This is a genomic window from Mycobacterium sp. ACS4331, assembly GCF_001667265.1.
Classification (GTDB): Bacteria; Actinomycetota; Actinomycetes; order Mycobacteriales; family Mycobacteriaceae; genus Mycobacterium.
Genome location: NZ_LZHW01000046.1, coordinates 1 through 15,586, shown reverse-complemented (window position 1 = coordinate 15,586; position 15,586 = coordinate 1). Strand labels below are relative to the sequence as shown.

Below are 15,586 nucleotides of genomic sequence, written 5' to 3'. Positions count from 1 at the left end.
CGCCCCCCCCGCCCGCCCCGGCGCCCCCGCCCCCGGGCCCGCGCCCCGGGCCCACACCGCCCCGGCCCCGCCCGATCCCGGATCCGCCCCCAGTGATCAGGGCCACGCGATCTTTGAGCTCCATGAGTTCTCCCTAACGTGCGCGGGGGGGGGCCCGCGGGGGGGCGGGCCCGGGCTGAATCATTGAATGGCGTTCTCTACCAACGACTGACCGGCTCGCTGTCCAGCAGGAGCGGGCGCGTGTAGGACGGATCGGTGCGATCCCATTTGCCCTTGATGAAGCCCTTGACCGCGCCGGAAGCCAGCACCGACGAGTCGCCGCTCATCATCCATTCGACGGTGCAGCGCCTCAGCGCGATCTTCCAGACGCCGTCGCGGCGCTCCAGGCGGTCGAGGTACCGACCGCCCATGAGCGAGACGATCTTGCCGCCCTTCACCCGCATAGCACCCATGACGTAACTCTCGGCATGGGCTTCGTCGCCGTTGATCTCGCACGTGTGGGTGGTGATGTTGTGCAGATGATCCTCGAACACCGACTCGTGCGCGGTGTTGGCCCAGTCGCCGTACTCGGGACCGGTCTTGATCACGGGACCGTGCTCATCGACGCCGTCCTCGAAGTAGACGCTGCCCATCAGATCGGCGTCGTGACGATCGTGGCCACGGGCCTGGTTCATCACACAGTCCAGAATCGCGGCCCGGTCTTCCAGGTACTGCACCCGCTCACGGAGTTGCTTGAGCTCGTCATCGTTTGACATGTCTGTCCTTTCGTATCGAATGCACGGCAGATCAGTTCTGAACTGGTCGCACGCTGGAGTGGATCAACTCGATGAGCTGACCTTCGGGATCGCGGACCATGCAGGCATATCCGCCGGGAGGCTCGGCGGTCACCGTGCCGCCCGAGGACCGCACCGCGTCCTTGGCCGCTTCGACGTCATCGACCGCGAGCGACAGGTGCGTGAGGCCGCCGTTGACCATGCTCCGCTCCGCCTCCTCGGGGGCAGGGTGGCCGGAGAAGGTCAGCAGTTGCAGGACGAAGGCGTCCTTGCGCAGGTAGATCGCCTCGAAGCCGATCGGGGAGGCCAATCCGAGCAGACCTTCCGCAATCTTGTCGGGCACCGTCAATCGATTGACCTCGGTGAAGCCGAGGGCCTCGTAGAACGCTTTCGATGTGTCGAGGTCACGGACCCTCAGACCGATGTGGCTGACGCTCATGTCCTCTCCTGCCGCTCAGACGCCGGCGGGGCCGGGCCCGCCGTGGATGTAGAGGGTCTGGCCCGAGCAGTAGCTGGAGGCATCCGAGGCGAAAAACAGGACGCCGTAGCCGATCTCGTCGGGGTCGGCGATGCGGCCCGAGCCGTTGGTCTGCCCGATCATGTCGATGTCGAAGCCCTGCCGCGCGGCGTCGGCCTCCAGTCCCGGCGTGCGCACGGCGCCGCACGCGATGCAGTTCACCCGCACGCCCTTACGCGTCCACGCGGCCGCCATCGATCCGGTCAGGTTGTTCAGACCCGCCTTGGCCGCACCGTAGATGGCGGCCTGAGGCATGGCGAGAAGGCTGGCGCCCGACGAGATGTTCACGATCGAGCCCTTGCCCTGGGCGATCATGGGCTTGGCCGCGGCGCGTGACAGGTACCACGCACTGGACAGGTTCAGGTCCAGAACCTGGTGCCACTCCTCGTCGGTCCACTTCATCAGCGACTTGGTCTCACCGCCGCCGGCGTTGTTGAGCAGGACGTCGAGTCGGCCGAACTCCGCGAGCGTGGCGTCGACAAGGGCCTGGCACTCCTCCGACGAGGTCACGTCGGTGGGCACCGCGAGCGCCTTGCGCCCCAAGGCCTCGATGGCACTGGCAGTGTCTTTGAGCGGTTCGGCGCGTCGTCCGGCCAGCACCACGTCTGCGCCGCGTTCGGCCAGTACGAGGGCCGTCGCGCGCCCGATCCCGGTGCCGCCGCCCGTGATCACGGCGACCCTGCCCTCCATCGAGAACCTGTCGTTCACCACAACTCCCACCTTCGTTCCGTAGCATTCACCAGCAATGCAATACGACTGTACAGCACACCAGGGGGGTTTCAGCCAGACCCAGAGGAACTCGGGTGAAAATTGGTCCAACACTCGACATCTCCGCTGCGGTCGAGTACAGAGAGGACATGGCACAGCCGACCAACGACATCTGGGAAGTGTTGGCCACCGCGCGCTCCATTCGCCGATTCACCGACGAACCGGTGAATGACGAAACGTTGCGCCGGTGCCTCGAGGCCGCGACGTGGGCACCCAACGGCGCGAACGCACAGTTGTGGCGGTTCATCGTCCTCGACGCGCCCGAACAGCGCGCCGCGGTCGCTGACGCAGCACAATCGGCGCTGCAGATGATCGAGTCCATCTACGGCATGAGCCGACCCGCACCGGATGACCAGAGCCGTGCCGCCCGCAACAACCGCGCCACCTACGAACTGCATGACCGCGCCGGCGAGCTCACCTCGGTGCTGTTCGCCGCATACAAGAACGAATTCGCGTCCGACTACCTGCAGGCCGGGTCCATCTACCCGGCCATGCAGAACTTCTACCTCGCTGCCCGCGCGCAGGGCCTGGGCGCGTGCTTCACCAGTTGGGCCTCATACCAGGGTGAGCAGACGCTGCGCACGTCTGTCGGCGTTCCCGACGAGTGGTTTCTCGCCGGACACGTCGTCGTGGGTTGGCCGCGTGGGCGGCACGGACAGGTTCGCCGTCGACCGGTCGCAGACGTGGTGTTCCGCAACCGCTGGGACGCCTCCCACGCCGACATCGTCTACGGCGAGGGGGCCCGCCCCAGCGGAGGCTGATCGCGTGCCAGCGCGCTGAGCAGATCGCGGGTGCGCCGCAGCGAGGCGCGGCGTTGTTCACGGTCATCTCCGACCGCGACCGGCTGCGCCCAGATGTCGGTCGCGCCCGCCGCCACCAACTCCTCCAGTTGAGTGCGCACCGACGATTCGTCGCCGAGGATCGCCACGTCGGGGACCTCTGCACCGCCACCGGCGGCGATGATCCGCTCGAAGTTCGCCATCCGCCCGTATCCCACGGCCGTCGCCGCGACCGCTTCTCGCGCCTCTCCCGAGTTGTCATGCACCGCAACCGGAAGTCCCGCGACGACGCGTGGCTCGGGGCGACCCGCGGCGGTGGCCGCCGAACGCAGCTTCGGCATGATCGACGTCTCGATGGCGGCCGCGGAGGCCATCCACAGCACCACACCATCGGCGAATGTTCCTGCGATGCGGAGCATCCGGGGAGACAACGCAGCCAGCAGAAGCGGAACCCCGTGGTCCGAGGTGACCATCCGGCCGCCGCTGTGAGTGCTCCAATCGGTGCCGTCGAAGTCGACGTCCCCGTCACGCAGCAGGGCGGCCACAATCTGGACGTACTCCTCGGTGCTGCGACCTGGATGGTCGTAGCGACCGCCGAGGACATTCTCCACGACGGGACGGTGCGACGGCCCCAGCCCCAGCGTCAGGCCGGGGCGTCCCATGGCGTTGGCCGCCGCGACCACCCGGTTGGCCTGCAGCAGCGGATGGCACGGATAGGTCTGCAAGACCGCGGTGCCCAGTTCGATCGTTCGAGTCTCACGCCCAGCGATGGCCATCGCCACCAGCGGGTCGCCGGCCACCCCGTTGGCGTACCACAGCGACGAGAAGCCGTCGCCCTCGGCCTGCTGCGCTTGCTGCACAATGGATTCGACGGATGACCCGCCGCCCGTCAGTCCGATCCGCACTGGGCGACTATCTCATGACGTGCGCGCACTGCGCGGGCGGATGCACGTCGAACATGTCGCGGTACGACGGCGGTTGACGGCCGTCCTCGTCGGCGATTCCGTATTTGACGGCCAGTTCAGCCCCAATCAGGGTCTGGCCGCTGACACTCATCAGGTCGGGATCCTGGTGAAGCGCCCAGATCACATGCCCGGTCAACTCAGGCGTTTCGGCCGAATCGAGGATATGACCGAACTTCTCGGGGTTGCTCGCGATGATCTTGCGGACCCGGTCGGTCAGCAGCGATCCCATCCAGATCGACACCGCCGCAACACCGAACTCTTTGAAGTCATACGCCATGTCGGCGGCCATCTTGTCGACGGCCGCCTTGGGGACGCCGTAGGCGGGACCGAATGCGTAATGCACCGCACCGGACGACGAGGTGAACACCACCAGACCGGACTTCTGCGGCAGCATCAGGGGCGCGGCGAAGACCGTCGCGGCGTAACTGCTGCGCACACCCACGTCCAGCGTGTCGACCACACTGAGCGGTTCCTCCCAGAACTTGGTGCGCCCCATCATCTCGTCTCGGATGATCGCGGCGTTGTTGACCAGGATGTCGACCCGACCGTGGTCCCGCTCGACCTGGGCGAACAGAGCCTTCACCTGGTCGTCGTCGGCATGATCGACCCGCACCGGAATGCCCTGTCCGCCAAGAGCCGTCACCGCCGCGGCGGTCTCCTGAATGGTCCCGGGCGTGGCCGGTTCGGCGTTCGCCTCGCTGCGGCCCGTGACGTACACGACGGCACCATGGGCGCCCAACGCGCGTGCGATGCCCGCACCCGCGCCGCGGCTCGCCCCGGTCACCACGGCGATCACCGGTTCGCCCGACATGGCTCTCCTCTCTTCGGTCTGCAGGCGGATGTCACTGCGGAATCCGTGCGGACTCTTTGAGTTCGGTGATGGGGCGGGCCAGACCCTGCTCGTCGCACACCCGTTGCAGCGTCACCAGGGTTTCGGCGACGCCCGGACCGCGTCGCGCCCCAGGCGTGAAGGTGGCAGGCAGGTGGCGCATGCCCTGGATCACGCCGATGCTGTCATAGTGCACGGCGCCCTCGGCATCGCACACGTAGTCTGGCATCCGGTCCAGCACCGCGGTCAGCATCGACTTGAACACGGTGCGGGCGACGTTGGACCCGATGCAGCGATGCACGCCCAGACCGAAGCTGAAGTGCCGATTACCTTTTCGTTCCAGATCGACGGCGTCGGGATTGTCGAACAGACTCGGGTCACGGTTGGCCATCGCCCAGGACAGCCACAGGCGCTCGCCCTCTCGAAGCTCGATGTCGCCCAGCTTCATATCCTCGGAGATCGTGCGCGCATCTCCCGGGGCGGGAGTGAAGTACCGCAGGAACTCCTCCGTCGCAGGATTAAGCAGCGTGTCCCGTTCGACACTGAGCCGGACGCGTTCGTCCGGATTCTGCGCCAGCCACTCCAACGCGTGCGCGGTCAACGCCGTCGTGGTGTCGAATCCCCCGCCGATGAGCAGATTCAGCATCCCGAGCAGTTCGATGTCCGGCGGGGCTTCGCCGTCGATACGCAATTTGGCCAGCGCGTCGATGATTCCCGGTCTGGGCTTCTCGCGGATCTCGACCAGGTTGGTCAGCAGGTCCATCGCCATCGCCATGTAGAGATCACGCACTCGAGCGGCGTCGGGCGAATCGGGCGGGGTGTACACCGACGCGTGCGCGGGCTCGTTGTAGATGGTCCACTTCTCCAGCGGCACACCGAGCATCGCGAGCGTCAGCACCGCAGGCACGACGTTGGCCAGATCGTCGACGAAGTCGATGCGCCCGCTCTCGATGTGGTCGTCGAGACAGGCGTGGACGATCGCGTCGATGAACGGTTCCCATCGCTTGACCGCGGCGGGCGACAGGTAGGGGTTCAGCGCGGTCCGGTAGTGCCGGTGCTCGGGATCGTCCATCTCCAGCATGCCGCCGCGGAAGTTCTCGGCGTCGATCATGGTGGGGATGGAGATGCCCTTGTACCCGCGACGTTCATTGTTGACGTCGTGGTCGTTGGACACGTGCGGGCAACGGGCCAGTTCGAAGACCTCGCCACCGCCGGCGGCCACCCAGTGCCCGTCGTACGTGTCGGTCCAGGCCAGCGGACACTGCTGCTGCATCTCGTGGGTGATGTCGACGAACTGCTCCCGATACTCGGGGCGGTGCCGGTCGTAGTGGTACTGCGGCGCGTCAGCAGTATGCGCCCGGTTCGCCCGATCCCGCTGCGCGGTCACCGCGCGTCCCCGTCCCCAGATGAACCCACGAGGACGATCGCCTGCTCCGGGCAGGATCGCCGGGCCTCGTCGACCTGATCGCGCAGTTCCTCTGGAATCTCCTCCGCGACGGCGTGGGCATGGCCGTCGACGTCGTCGAGTTCGAAGGACTCCGGTGCGATCATCGCGCACAGCGTGTGGCCCTGACAGCGGGCTGATTCAACTCTGACTTTCACCGTCACTCCTTCGTCGATTCCTACAGAACCGCGCCGCCGTTGACGCCGATGACCTGACCCGTGACGTATCCGGCCCCCTCGGAGCACAGGTACGAACACAGGTTGGCGACGTCGTCACCCACGCCGAGGCGTCCGGCCGGGACGGCCTTGGTCAGATACTCGGCCGGCGGCAGCTTCCCGGCCTGCTGCTGCTCTCGCAGCATCGGTGTGTCGATCACGAAGGGCGGCACCGTGTTGGCCGTGATCCCCTGCGACGCATAGTCGATCGCAATCGACTTCGTCATCGCGATCACACCGCCCTTGGTGGCCGAGTAATGCGCCTGCCTCGCGGCGCCCTGCTGACCCGCCGCCGACGAGATGGTGACGATGCGGCCCCACTTGGCCTCCACCATGTCCGGCAGTGCCGCGCGCACGCTCAGGAAGGTGCCGGTCAGGTTGACCGCCAGATAGCGGTTCCATTCATCCAGGGTGATCTTGTCCAGGCGGGTGAACCCCGAGATCGCCGCACTGGTGACGAGGATGCCAATGGGCCCGAGGCCACTGCGCGCCGTCTCGATGGCGTGCGTCAGCGAGCCTTCGTCGGACACGTCGACCGTCACCGCGATCGCGTCACCGCCTTGGGCCTGCACACCCGCCGCGACCTTCTCGGCCGCCTCGCCGTCGCGGTCGAGGACCGCCACCCGGTGACCATCCTGAGCGAGCCTGGTGCAGATCGACTCGCCCAAACCGGATCCGCCGCCGGTGACCACCGCTGTCCGACCCAATTCCGCACTCCTTGTTCGTGATCACCGAGACTGCTGTACACATGTATAGCGGAAAAGTGACGGCCGACACAAGCTGCGCGGCCACTGAACGCAATACTCGTCTGAGTAGCAGACCCTTCGATGAGGAGAGATCGTTGAACCAGCCACATGTCGCAGTGATCACAGGCGCCGCACGAGGACAGGGCCGCAGTCATGCGGTCGGACTGGCCGAACAGGGCGTCGACATCATCGCCGTGGACCGGTGCGCCGACATCGACTCGATTCCCTACCCGCTGGCCACCCAGGAGGACCTCGCCGAGACGGTCCGACTGGTCGAGGCGGCGGGTGCCCGCATCCACCCGGTGATCGCCGACGTTCGCGACCTCGGCGCCCTGCGGGCGGGAGTCGATTCCGGAGTCGACACCCTCGGCGAGATCGACATCGTGGTGGCCAACGCGGGCGTGGTGGGCATCGGACTGCCTGACCCGCTCGATGAGCAGGTGTTCACCGACATCGTCGACACCAACCTGAAGGGCGTGTGGAACACCATCGCGGCGACGGTGCCGTCCATGATCCGCGGCGGGCGAGGTGGATCGATCATCCTGGTCAGTTCGATGCAGGGACTCATCGGGCGTGGTGGCGATGGCAGCGCTGCAATCTTCGCTTATGCCGCCTCCAAACATGGCGTCGTCGGTCTCATGCGGTCGGCCGCCAACGCGTATGCCCCGCATCGCATTCGGGTGAACTCGCTGCATCCGACCGGAGTCGGGACGCCGATGATCCTCAACGAGCACATGGCGGCGATGTTCGCCGCGAATCCCGAGGGCAGCGCGATGAGCGGCAACCTGCTTCCCGACGTGCCGTTCATCGATGCGGCCGACGTGACCGACTCCGTGCTGTTTCTGGCCAGCGACAAGGCGCGCCAGATCACCGGCGTCGCCCTGCCCGTCGACGCCGGTCACGCGGTCATGTGAGGGCGCGGCGGGCGTCTACCTCTCCGCCGCGATGAAATCGGCTGCGCGCCATGCCATAGCCATGATCGGCCCGTTGAGGTTCCCTGCCACCATGGTCGGCATCACCGAGCAGTCGACCACCCGCAGGCCCTCGATTCCCCGGACGCGCAGGCGCCCGTCGACGATATCGTCGTCATTGGGCCCCATGGCACACGTGCCGGTCGCGTGATAACCGCAGTAGCCGCCGTCGAGGGCGACGTCGACCAACTCGTCGTCGCTCTGGGCCTGCGGGCCCGGGTAGGTTTCGTGGCTGATCAACTCGGCCAGCGGGGACTGTTCGAAGATGCTGCGCATCTTGCGCATCAGGTTGGCCGTCGATGCGCGGTCCTGGGCACTGCCCAGATAGTTCGGGTCGATCCGGACCGGGGCCGACGGGTCGCTCGAGGTGATCTCGAGGAAACCCTGTGAGGTCGGACGCAGCACCATGCCCAGGCACGAGGCCCCGGCCTGCCGTTCGATCTTGACCGGATCGCCGGTGTTGTAGGTCGGCAGCGTCCAGGGCCCGAGCATCACCTGGGCGTCAGGCCTCTCGGCGCCGGCGTCGGTCTTGACGAATGCCACCACATCGAACGAGGGTGCGGCGAGTGGACCCTTGCGCGTCGCGAGGTAGCGCATCCCCGACACGGCCTGCGCGAAGCTGCCGGACAGTTGCTTGTTGTAGCCCAGGTCTTCGTTGAACTGGAAACGCAGCGCAGCACAACGATGTTCGCGTAACCGTCGGCCGACGTTGTCCCGTTCGAGGTAGATCGGCACCCCCGCGGCCGTCAGAACTTCGCGCGGGCCGACACCCGACAACTGGAGCAGCTTCGGGCTGTTGAGGCTGCCGAGGGCCACGATCACTTCGCGACTGGCCCGCAGTTCGGACACATTGCCCTTGCGGCTCACCTGGACGCCGACCGCGCGACCCCTGTCGAACAGGATCCGCTGCGCGACCGTGCGGGTCGCGACCGTGAGGTTGGGCCTGCTGCGCGCGGGCTTCAGGAATGCGGTGGCAGCGCTGACCCGACGGCCGTTTCTGATGTTCGACGTCGTGTAGCCGATGCGCTCGGCGTCCGATTCGTTGATGTCCTCGACACGGGTGAGCCCGATCCCGGTGCCCGCCGCGACCATGTCCTCACACACCGGATCCGGGTCGGTGGGCACGGAGATGTGCACGGGGCCGCCCACTCCCCGGGTGGGCGACGGGCCGAACTCGCTGTCCTCGAACGACTTGAAGATCGGGAGCATCTCATCCCAGCCCCAGCCCTTGTTGCCAAGGTGCTCCAGGCCGTCGTAGTCGGCCCGGTTACCCCGGTTGTAGATCATGCCGTTGATGGAACTGGACCCGCCGAGCACCTTGCCCCGCAGCCACTGTTCGACGTGCGGGTTGGGACCGAACGGCACCGTGTCGTAGTGCCACATGTGCTTCTCGTTCTCGAACAGCATCCCCGCCCCCTTGGGGATGCTGAAGAACGGATTGCGGTCGACGCCGCCGGCCTCGATCAGCAGCACCGTCACCTTGGGGTCTTGCGAGAGGCGGTTCGCCAGAACACAACCCGCGGAACCCGCACCGGCGATGATGTAGTCGTAGGTGGTCACAGTCGGCATCTCCTCAGCACTTCGTGGACCCGTCGCTGTACGAGCGTACAGCAGGGGTGGGCGGGAAATGCCGCAAGCGCCCGTTCACGTAAGGACTGACATCCGTACGTGAACGAGCGCTCGCGTGACTGCATTGGCCGAGGGTTGGGTTGTTCGCGGGTCGTCCTGGCGCTTCGCGTTAACAGGTCAACTCTCGGAGGGCGGTGAGGCTCGCGGGCTGGGCCGGGCGCGGGATGGAGACTAGGCGCGGGGCAACCCAAGGACCCGTTGGGCGATGATGCTGCGCTGGATCTCCGACGTGCCGCCGGCGATCGTCCCACCGAAGCTTCGGGCGTACCGCTCGAACCAGCTGGTCGTCGGCGCGTCCTCCCCAAAGGGTGCGAAAGGCGCCGTCATCGTCGGATGGTTCAGACCATCCTCGCCGGAGGCCTCCAACGCATTGCCGACTGCGGTCTGAAACGCCTCCGAGCCGAAGAGCTTGAGCACCGACAGTGCCGCCACATCCTGTTCGCCCCGTGCCTCTTTGGCCAGCGCGACCGAACCCATCAGTCGCAGGGCCTGCGCATCCATCAACAGCGTGGCGTACTGATCCCGTTCGATGACGGTCGTGGGCTTGAAGTCGGTGATCAACTGCTCGAGCCAGTCCGCGTAGGACAACCACAGCAGGGTGCGCTCATGGCCGAGTGATCCGTTGGCCACCTTCCACCCCTCATTGAGGGGACCGACGAGGTTCTCCACGGGAACTCGGGCGTCGGTGAAGAAGACCTCGTTGAAGTCCAGATCCTCCTGCCCGCAGATCGAAGCGAAGGGCCTTCGGACCACGCCGGGGGTGTCGGTCGGAATCACCAGCACGCTGATTCCCTTGTGCTTCGGCGCATCTGGATCGGTGCGTACGAAGGTCAGGATGACGTCGGCGTCGTGGGCACCCGATGTCCACACCTTCTGCCCGTTGACGACGAAGTGGTCGCCGTCGCGCAGCGCGGTGGTGCGCAACGACGCGAGATCGGATCCGGCACCGGGCTCACTCATGCCGAGCGCAGCGGTGATCTCGGCGCGCAGAATGGGAACCGCCCACTTCTGCTTCTGCTCGTCGGTGCCGAACGACAGCAGCGAGGCCGCGATGATGCCGACCCCCTGCGGGTTGTAACTCTGATAGATGCGGCGCCGCGACAGTTCGTCGCGGTGGACGTACTGCTGCAGGATGTCGGCGTTGCGGCCACCGAACTCGGGCGGGTTGCCGGGCACCAGCCAGCCGTGGTCGAACATCACACGCTGCCACTGCCGCGCCCACTCCGGGACATCCGCCGTCGAACGCGAACGCTGGGTCGCGGTGGCCGGATCGGGCAGATGCTCATCGAGGAAGGCGACGAACTCGTCGCGGAACCTCTCGACGTCGTCGTCAAAGGTCAACTGCATCGGTCAGGCCCCCGCAAGCGACATCGAAGCGATGACGGCACGATGTTCGGCGGCACCGCCGAGCAGCAGTTCACCGGCCTTTGCGCGCTTGAGGGCGAACTGCACGTCGTTCTCCCACGTGAAGCCCATGGCCCCGAAGAGCTGGATGCCGTGTTTGAAGACCAGCGACTGGCATTCACCGGCTGCGGCCTTGGCCATCTCGGAGGCCAGCCTGCGCCGGGGGTCGTCGGCCGCGATCGTCAACGCCGCGAAGTGCGCCAGGGCACGAGCCCGCTCGATGGCGACGTGCATGTCGGCGGCCTTGTGCTGGACCGCCTGGAACGACCCGATGAGAACACCGAACTGCTGGCGCGAGCCGACGTGCTCGAGGACAAGATCCAGCACGCGCTGGCAGGCTCCAACCATGGTCAGCGCCAGGCCTGTGAGCGCGACGTCTCGCGCCCGCGTCACGTGGTCGGGCGCGGCCGCGGCGACCAGGTCACTCCCGGAAACCCGCACGGAGTCGAAGGTCACCTCCGCGACATGCAGCACCGGATCGAAGACTGCGACTCGACGTGCCGAGACCTCTTGTGCCGCAATGACGAACACGCCTGCGGGCGTGGACACCGCAAGCCGGTCGGCCCGGTCACCGTCGAGCACGTGGCGGGCGGTGCCGTCGAGAATCCAGCCATCGGCGACCCGCGCCGCCGTGACGCCGTCATAAACCGCGGCGCCGGCCAGCTTGGGGTCGGCCGCCTCGGGGGCCAAGGGCGTGAATTGAGTCAGAGTCGCCAGATAGGGCGTCGGGTCGGTGGCGCGGCCGAGTTCCTCCACGAGCAGCCCGAGTTCGACGGTCTCGGTCGCGTCGGTGAGCTCGGTCCAGCCATTGTCGACATAGGACGCCCACAGCCGCCCGGCCGCGTCGGTGTCCTTCCCCTCGGCGATCGCGCGAACCAGAGACGCGGGGCACTCCTTGGCGAGCGCATCGCGTGCGGTGTCGCGCCACAACCGCTGGTCGGAATCCAGCTCCAACAGCATGGCCGTGCCTCTCATTGAGAATCATCAGGAAATTACGCTCGGCGAACGAGTCGCACCCTGGGAGAATAGCATTCTCCCGATCCGCGAGTAAGAATCTCAAAAAGTAAGGGTGTGCCACCCCAAACGCGATAGGTTCTCCGGTACAGTTCATCCATGACTTTCCACAGGGCCGCGAGTCGGTGACCCGATGAGCAGTCCCAGCGAAGAGCCTGCCTGGAAGCAGCGCGCCGTCGAGCGGTCGATCAAGACCGCGAAGCTGCGTGCCGCTCAGCGCGTGCAGCGATTCCTCGACGCGGCGCAGGCGATCATCACCGAAAAGGGCAGCACCGACTTCACTGTCCAGGAAGTCGTCGATCGGTCACGGCAGTCGCTGCGCAGTTTCTATCTTCAGTTCGACGGCAAGCACGAACTGCTTCTGGCGCTCTTCGAAGACGCCCTGAGTCGCGCAGCCGACCAGATCCGTGCCGCGACGTCGGGCCAGGCCGATCCGCTGGATCAGCTCAAGGTCGCAATTGAGTTGCTGTTCGAGCTTTCTCGGCCCGATCCCAGCGCCAAGCGTCCGCTGTTCACCGACTTCGCTCCCCAGCTGCTCATCTCCCACCCCACCGAGGTGCGGGTGGCGCACGCGCCCCTCATCGCGCTCTTCACAGAGTTGATGGAGGCCGCGAGCAAGGCGGGACGACTGCGAGAGGGTGTCAACCCGCGTCGCATGGCGGCCATGACGATGCAGACTGTGATGTTCACCGCACAGTCGAGTGCACCCGTCGATGAGGACAATGTGCACCCGATCACAGCGGAGGAAGTGTGGGCGTTCTGCGCCCACGGCTTCGCCGCCAGCTAGCCAAAGAACATCGTTCTCAGCTGCTTAGAACCCCACTTACACTCGGTGCGTGGCCGTTTCCCTTCCCGAGTTGTTGGCATGTCTGAAACTGCGCCACGTCGGCGATGACGCGGACCACAGGCTGTTCGAGGCCGACAATCTGACACTGGACTACCGCAGGGTGTTCGGCGGCCAGATTCTGGCGCAGTTCATCGCGGCCGCGCAGTCGGCGTGTCCCGACAAGTCGGTGAAATCGATGCACTGCATCTTTCCGCGCGAGGGGCAGGCCGACGAGCCCATCCGCTACCGCGTGCAGCACCACCACGAGGGACGATCCTTTGCGACCCTGTCCCTGACCGCCGCGCAGTCGGCTGCGGTGGTCGGCACGGCCTCGGTGTCGATGCATGTGCCCGAATCCGGGCGCGAGCACCAGGATCTCGGCTACTGCGGCGGACCGGTGCCCGACCCGCCCGGACCCGAACACGCCCTGAGCCTCGGTTTCATCCCCTGGGAGACCCGAAGCGCCGTCGACCTCGGGGATCGAAGCGCCGGACGGCCGGAGTTCGAACTCTGGCAACGCACACCCACCGTGCCCGACGATCTCCAGGTGGCGCTGACGGCCTATGCCACCGATCTCACCCTGATCGGAACGGCACTGCGCCCACTCGACGGCTACTCACAGAGCGACACCATCACGCGGTTCACCTCGGCGGTCACATCCCACACGATGTGGTTCCACCGGCCCTTCCGCACCGACGACTGGCTCCTGCTGCGACAGCACAGCCCCCTGCTGGCCGGCGGCCGCAGCTTCGGGCGCGGCGATGCGCTGACTCGGGACGGCAGGTTGGTGGCCTCGTACGCCCAGGAGGCACTGGTCCGATTCCGGGACTGACCGTCCTCAATCGGCCAGGCCGGCCAGATGGTCCGCTGCCGCGTAGGCGCTCATGGACCCGTCGGCCACCTCAGCCGCCAACCGGTTCAGCTCCGGGTGACGCTGCAGCCGAGTCTGCGCCAGGGACAGGATCTGCGCGCGCGCCCGAGCGGTCCGGCGCTCGCCGGTGTCGGATCGGTGGTGGGCCTCTATCGCCTCCATCAGCTCAGGCACGCCGTCACCCTGCGCGGCAATGAGTTTGAGAATCGGGGCGGCGGTCTCGGCGTGCAGGTCCCGGACCGTCTGATCCGCGCCGTCGCGGTCGGCCTTGTTGACCACGACGACGTCGGCAACCTCGAGAAGTCCGGCCTTCGCGGCCTGGATGGCATCTCCGGCTCCCGGGTTGAGGATGACGATCGTCGGGTCGGCGACGGCGGCGATCTCTATCTCGGACTGTCCGACTCCGACGGTCTCGAGCAGCACGAGTCCGTACCCGAGAGCTGCGAGCAGGCGGATGGCCGCGGGGACCGCGGCGGCCAGGCCGCCCAGATGCCCTCGGCTGGCCACCGAGCGGATCAGAACCTCGGGGTCGTTGATGTGGGCGGCCATCCGGATCCGGTCCCCCAGCAGGGCCCCTCCGCTGTAGGGCGACGACGGGTCGACCGCCAGGACCGCGACCCGATCGCCCCGCTGGCGGTATGCGCTGACGAGCGCGGCCACCGTGGTCGACTTGCCGGCACCCGGCGGGCCGGTGATTCCGATGACCCGCACGTCCACCGAGTCGAGACCGTCGAGCACTGCCAGGACCTCGTCGCGGCGGGCGCTTTCCACCAGGCTCAGAAGTCGCCCGGCGGCCCGCACGGAGCCGGCGCGTGCGGACTCGATCAATTCACCGACATCGGACATTTCCCGGGTCACAGCCATTGATTATCTGTCCTCGACGTTGGGGATCGATTCGATCTTGCGAGAATAGTATTCTCCGATGCTGAGAGTCTGAATTCCAGGAAGGGAACAGCATGCAGATCACGGGTAACTCGGCGCTCGTCGTGGGTGGCGCCGGCGGACTCGGCGAAGCCACCGTACGACGGTTGCACGGTGCCGGAGCCAAGGTCGTCGTCGCCGATATGGCCGACGACAAGGGCAAGGCGCTGGAGTCCGAACTCGGAGTGCGCTACGTCCGCACCGACGCGACCAGTGAAGAGAGCGTGCTTGCCGCCATAGCCGAAGCTGAATCGCTTGGACCGCTGCGCATCTCGATCGACACACATGGTGGCCCGGCCAGCGGTGGGCGCCTTGTCGGCAAGGACGGCAGCCCGCTGGGGCTCGAGGGTTTCAAGACCACGATCGAGTTCTACCTGACGGCCGTGTTCAACGTCATGCGCCTGTCGGCCGCGGCGATCGCTCGGCAGGAGCCTCTCGACGAGGGGCAGCGCGGCGTCATCATCAACACCGCCTCGGTCGCAGGCTACGAGGGTCAGATCGGCCAGCTGCCCTACTCGGCCGCCAAGGGTGGCGTGATCGGGATGACTCTGGTGGCCGCGCGCGACCTGTCGCCGCTGGGCATTCGGGTCGTGACCATCGCTCCTGGCACCATCAACACGCCGGCCTACGGGCAGGCCGCCGACCAACTGGAGGCCTACTGGGCGCCGCAGATCCCGTTCCCGAAGCGGATGGGGCGGTCGACCGAGTACGGACAGTTGGCCACGTCGATCATCGAGAACGACTACCTCAACGGCGAGGTCATCCGACTCGACGGCGCACTGCGCTTCCCACCGAGGTGATCTGCGACCCGTGGGGGGGGGGGGGGGGGGGGGGGGGGCCCCCCCCCCCCGGGGGGTGGGGGGGGGGCGGGGCGCGGGGTGGTGGTTGGGGTGTTGGTTCGGGCCCCGGGGCGG

The 15,586-nt window shown here is 66.8% G+C and carries 17 protein-coding genes; 5 read left to right on the top strand and 12 right to left on the bottom strand.

The features are described from left to right. Positions 1-197 precede the first annotated feature (197 nt). Genes A5727_RS11375 through A5727_RS11365 form a run of 3 tightly spaced genes read right to left on the bottom strand, consistent with a single transcriptional unit; the run spans position 198 to position 1,998 of the window. Positions 198-755, bottom strand: a complete 558-nt coding sequence (locus tag A5727_RS11375; RefSeq protein ID WP_068249012.1) for a nuclear transport factor 2 family protein — start codon at positions 753-755, stop codon at positions 198-200. A gap of 31 nt (positions 756-786) precedes the next feature. Then, positions 787-1,212, bottom strand: coding sequence for a VOC family protein (locus A5727_RS11370; protein WP_068249010.1), 426 nt, complete (start codon positions 1,210-1,212; stop codon positions 787-789). Positions 1,213-1,227: 15 nt separating this feature from the next. Further along, on the bottom strand, positions 1,228-1,998 hold the full coding sequence (locus A5727_RS11365) for an SDR family NAD(P)-dependent oxidoreductase (RefSeq protein WP_068249019.1): 771 nt from the start codon (positions 1,996-1,998) through the stop codon (positions 1,228-1,230). Between the two features lie 149 nt (positions 1,999-2,147). Here A5727_RS11365 and A5727_RS11360 point away from each other — a divergent pair, with 149 nt between their 5' ends. Next, positions 2,148-2,819, top strand: a complete 672-nt coding sequence (locus A5727_RS11360; RefSeq protein WP_068249008.1) for a nitroreductase family protein — start codon at positions 2,148-2,150, stop codon at positions 2,817-2,819. Here the strand turns inward: A5727_RS11360 and A5727_RS11355 are convergent. From A5727_RS11355 to A5727_RS11335, 5 genes are read right to left on the bottom strand one after another with little or no spacing between them, the layout of a single operon-like run. Next, positions 2,786-3,742, bottom strand: a complete 957-nt coding sequence (locus tag A5727_RS11355) for a TIGR03564 family F420-dependent LLM class oxidoreductase (RefSeq protein WP_068249006.1) — start codon at positions 3,740-3,742, stop codon at positions 2,786-2,788. The two genes, A5727_RS11360 and A5727_RS11355, sit on opposite strands and share 34 nt — an antisense overlap. 7 nt (positions 3,743-3,749) lie before the next feature. Next, the gene (locus A5727_RS11350; protein WP_068249004.1) at positions 3,750-4,613 is read right to left on the bottom strand and encodes an SDR family NAD(P)-dependent oxidoreductase; all 864 of its coding nucleotides are present in this window, start codon (positions 4,611-4,613) and stop codon (positions 3,750-3,752) included. 31 nt (positions 4,614-4,644) lie between these two features. After that, entirely contained in the window at positions 4,645-6,018 is a 1,374-nt protein-coding gene (locus A5727_RS11345; RefSeq protein WP_068249002.1) for a cytochrome P450, read from the bottom strand. Continuing rightward, positions 6,015-6,233 carry a ferredoxin gene (locus A5727_RS11340; protein ID WP_068249017.1) on the bottom strand — a complete coding sequence of 73 codons (219 nt, stop codon included), beginning with the start codon at positions 6,231-6,233 and terminating at the stop codon, positions 6,015-6,017. Before A5727_RS11340 ends, A5727_RS11345 begins: the two co-directional genes overlap by 4 nt. Before the next feature lie 20 nt (positions 6,234-6,253). Continuing rightward, on the bottom strand, positions 6,254-6,997 hold the full coding sequence (locus A5727_RS11335) for an SDR family NAD(P)-dependent oxidoreductase (protein ID WP_068248997.1): 744 nt from the start codon (positions 6,995-6,997) through the stop codon (positions 6,254-6,256). A gap of 134 nt (positions 6,998-7,131) precedes the next feature. Here A5727_RS11335 and A5727_RS11330 point away from each other — a divergent pair, with 134 nt between their 5' ends. Next, the gene (locus A5727_RS11330; RefSeq protein ID WP_068248993.1) at positions 7,132-7,950 is read left to right on the top strand and encodes a mycofactocin-coupled SDR family oxidoreductase; all 819 of its coding nucleotides are present in this window, start codon (positions 7,132-7,134) and stop codon (positions 7,948-7,950) included. 15 nt (positions 7,951-7,965) lie between these two features. Here A5727_RS11330 and A5727_RS11325 read toward each other — a convergent pair whose 3' ends face one another. From A5727_RS11325 to A5727_RS11315, 3 genes are all read right to left on the bottom strand, one after another. Then, entirely contained in the window at positions 7,966-9,567 is a 1,602-nt protein-coding gene (locus tag A5727_RS11325) for a GMC family oxidoreductase (protein ID WP_068249014.1), read from the bottom strand. 240 nt (positions 9,568-9,807) lie between these two features. Next, positions 9,808-10,983: an acyl-CoA dehydrogenase family protein gene (locus A5727_RS11320; RefSeq protein ID WP_068248991.1), complete on the bottom strand. Its 1,176-nt coding sequence runs from the start codon at positions 10,981-10,983 to the stop codon at positions 9,808-9,810. Positions 10,984-10,986: 3 nt separating this feature from the next. Then, on the bottom strand, positions 10,987-12,000 hold the full coding sequence (locus A5727_RS11315) for an acyl-CoA dehydrogenase family protein (RefSeq protein WP_068248989.1): 1,014 nt from the start codon (positions 11,998-12,000) through the stop codon (positions 10,987-10,989). Between the two features lie 187 nt (positions 12,001-12,187). Here A5727_RS11315 and A5727_RS11310 point away from each other — a divergent pair, with 187 nt between their 5' ends. Continuing rightward, positions 12,188-12,841 (top strand): TetR/AcrR family transcriptional regulator, encoded by a 654-nt coding sequence (locus A5727_RS11310; RefSeq protein WP_068248981.1) that lies wholly within the window; start codon positions 12,188-12,190, stop codon positions 12,839-12,841. Positions 12,842-12,890: 49 nt separating this feature from the next. Beyond that, the gene (locus tag A5727_RS11305; protein WP_068248977.1) at positions 12,891-13,712 is read left to right on the top strand and encodes an acyl-CoA thioesterase; all 822 of its coding nucleotides are present in this window, start codon (positions 12,891-12,893) and stop codon (positions 13,710-13,712) included. Between the two features lie 6 nt (positions 13,713-13,718). Here A5727_RS11305 and meaB read toward each other — a convergent pair whose 3' ends face one another. Continuing rightward, positions 13,719-14,615, bottom strand: coding sequence for a methylmalonyl Co-A mutase-associated GTPase MeaB (meaB, locus tag A5727_RS11300; RefSeq protein ID WP_231992043.1), 897 nt, complete (start codon positions 14,613-14,615; stop codon positions 13,719-13,721). A 92-nt stretch (positions 14,616-14,707) separates the two neighbouring features. Between meaB and A5727_RS11295 the strand changes: the two genes are divergently transcribed. Beyond that, a complete protein-coding gene (locus A5727_RS11295) occupies positions 14,708-15,472 on the top strand; it encodes an SDR family NAD(P)-dependent oxidoreductase (RefSeq protein ID WP_068248966.1) in 765 nt (254 codons plus the stop codon). Positions 15,473-15,586: the final 114 nt, after the last annotated feature.

Excerpts from the sequence above, each read along its gene's own strand:
- A5727_RS11320 (WP_068248991.1), bottom strand. The coding sequence starts at position 10,983 with ATGCAGTTGACCTTTGACGACGACGTCGAGAGGTTCCGCGACGAGTTC.
- A5727_RS11370 (WP_068249010.1), bottom strand. The coding sequence starts at position 1,212 with ATGAGCGTCAGCCACATCGGTCTGAGGGTCCGTGACCTCGACACATCG.
- A5727_RS11350 (WP_068249004.1), bottom strand. The coding sequence starts at position 4,613 with ATGTCGGGCGAACCGGTGATCGCCGTGGTGACCGGGGCGAGCCGCGGC.
- A5727_RS11315 (WP_068248989.1), bottom strand. The coding sequence starts at position 12,000 with ATGCTGTTGGAGCTGGATTCCGACCAGCGGTTGTGGCGCGACACCGCA.
- A5727_RS11310 (WP_068248981.1), top strand. The coding sequence starts at position 12,188 with ATGAGCAGTCCCAGCGAAGAGCCTGCCTGGAAGCAGCGCGCCGTCGAG.
- meaB (WP_231992043.1), bottom strand. The coding sequence starts at position 14,615 with ATGGCTGTGACCCGGGAAATGTCCGATGTCGGTGAATTGATCGAGTCC.
- A5727_RS11375 (WP_068249012.1), bottom strand. The coding sequence starts at position 755 with ATGTCAAACGATGACGAGCTCAAGCAACTCCGTGAGCGGGTGCAGTAC.
- A5727_RS11360 (WP_068249008.1), top strand. The coding sequence starts at position 2,148 with ATGGCACAGCCGACCAACGACATCTGGGAAGTGTTGGCCACCGCGCGC.
- A5727_RS11295 (WP_068248966.1), top strand. The coding sequence starts at position 14,708 with ATGCAGATCACGGGTAACTCGGCGCTCGTCGTGGGTGGCGCCGGCGGA.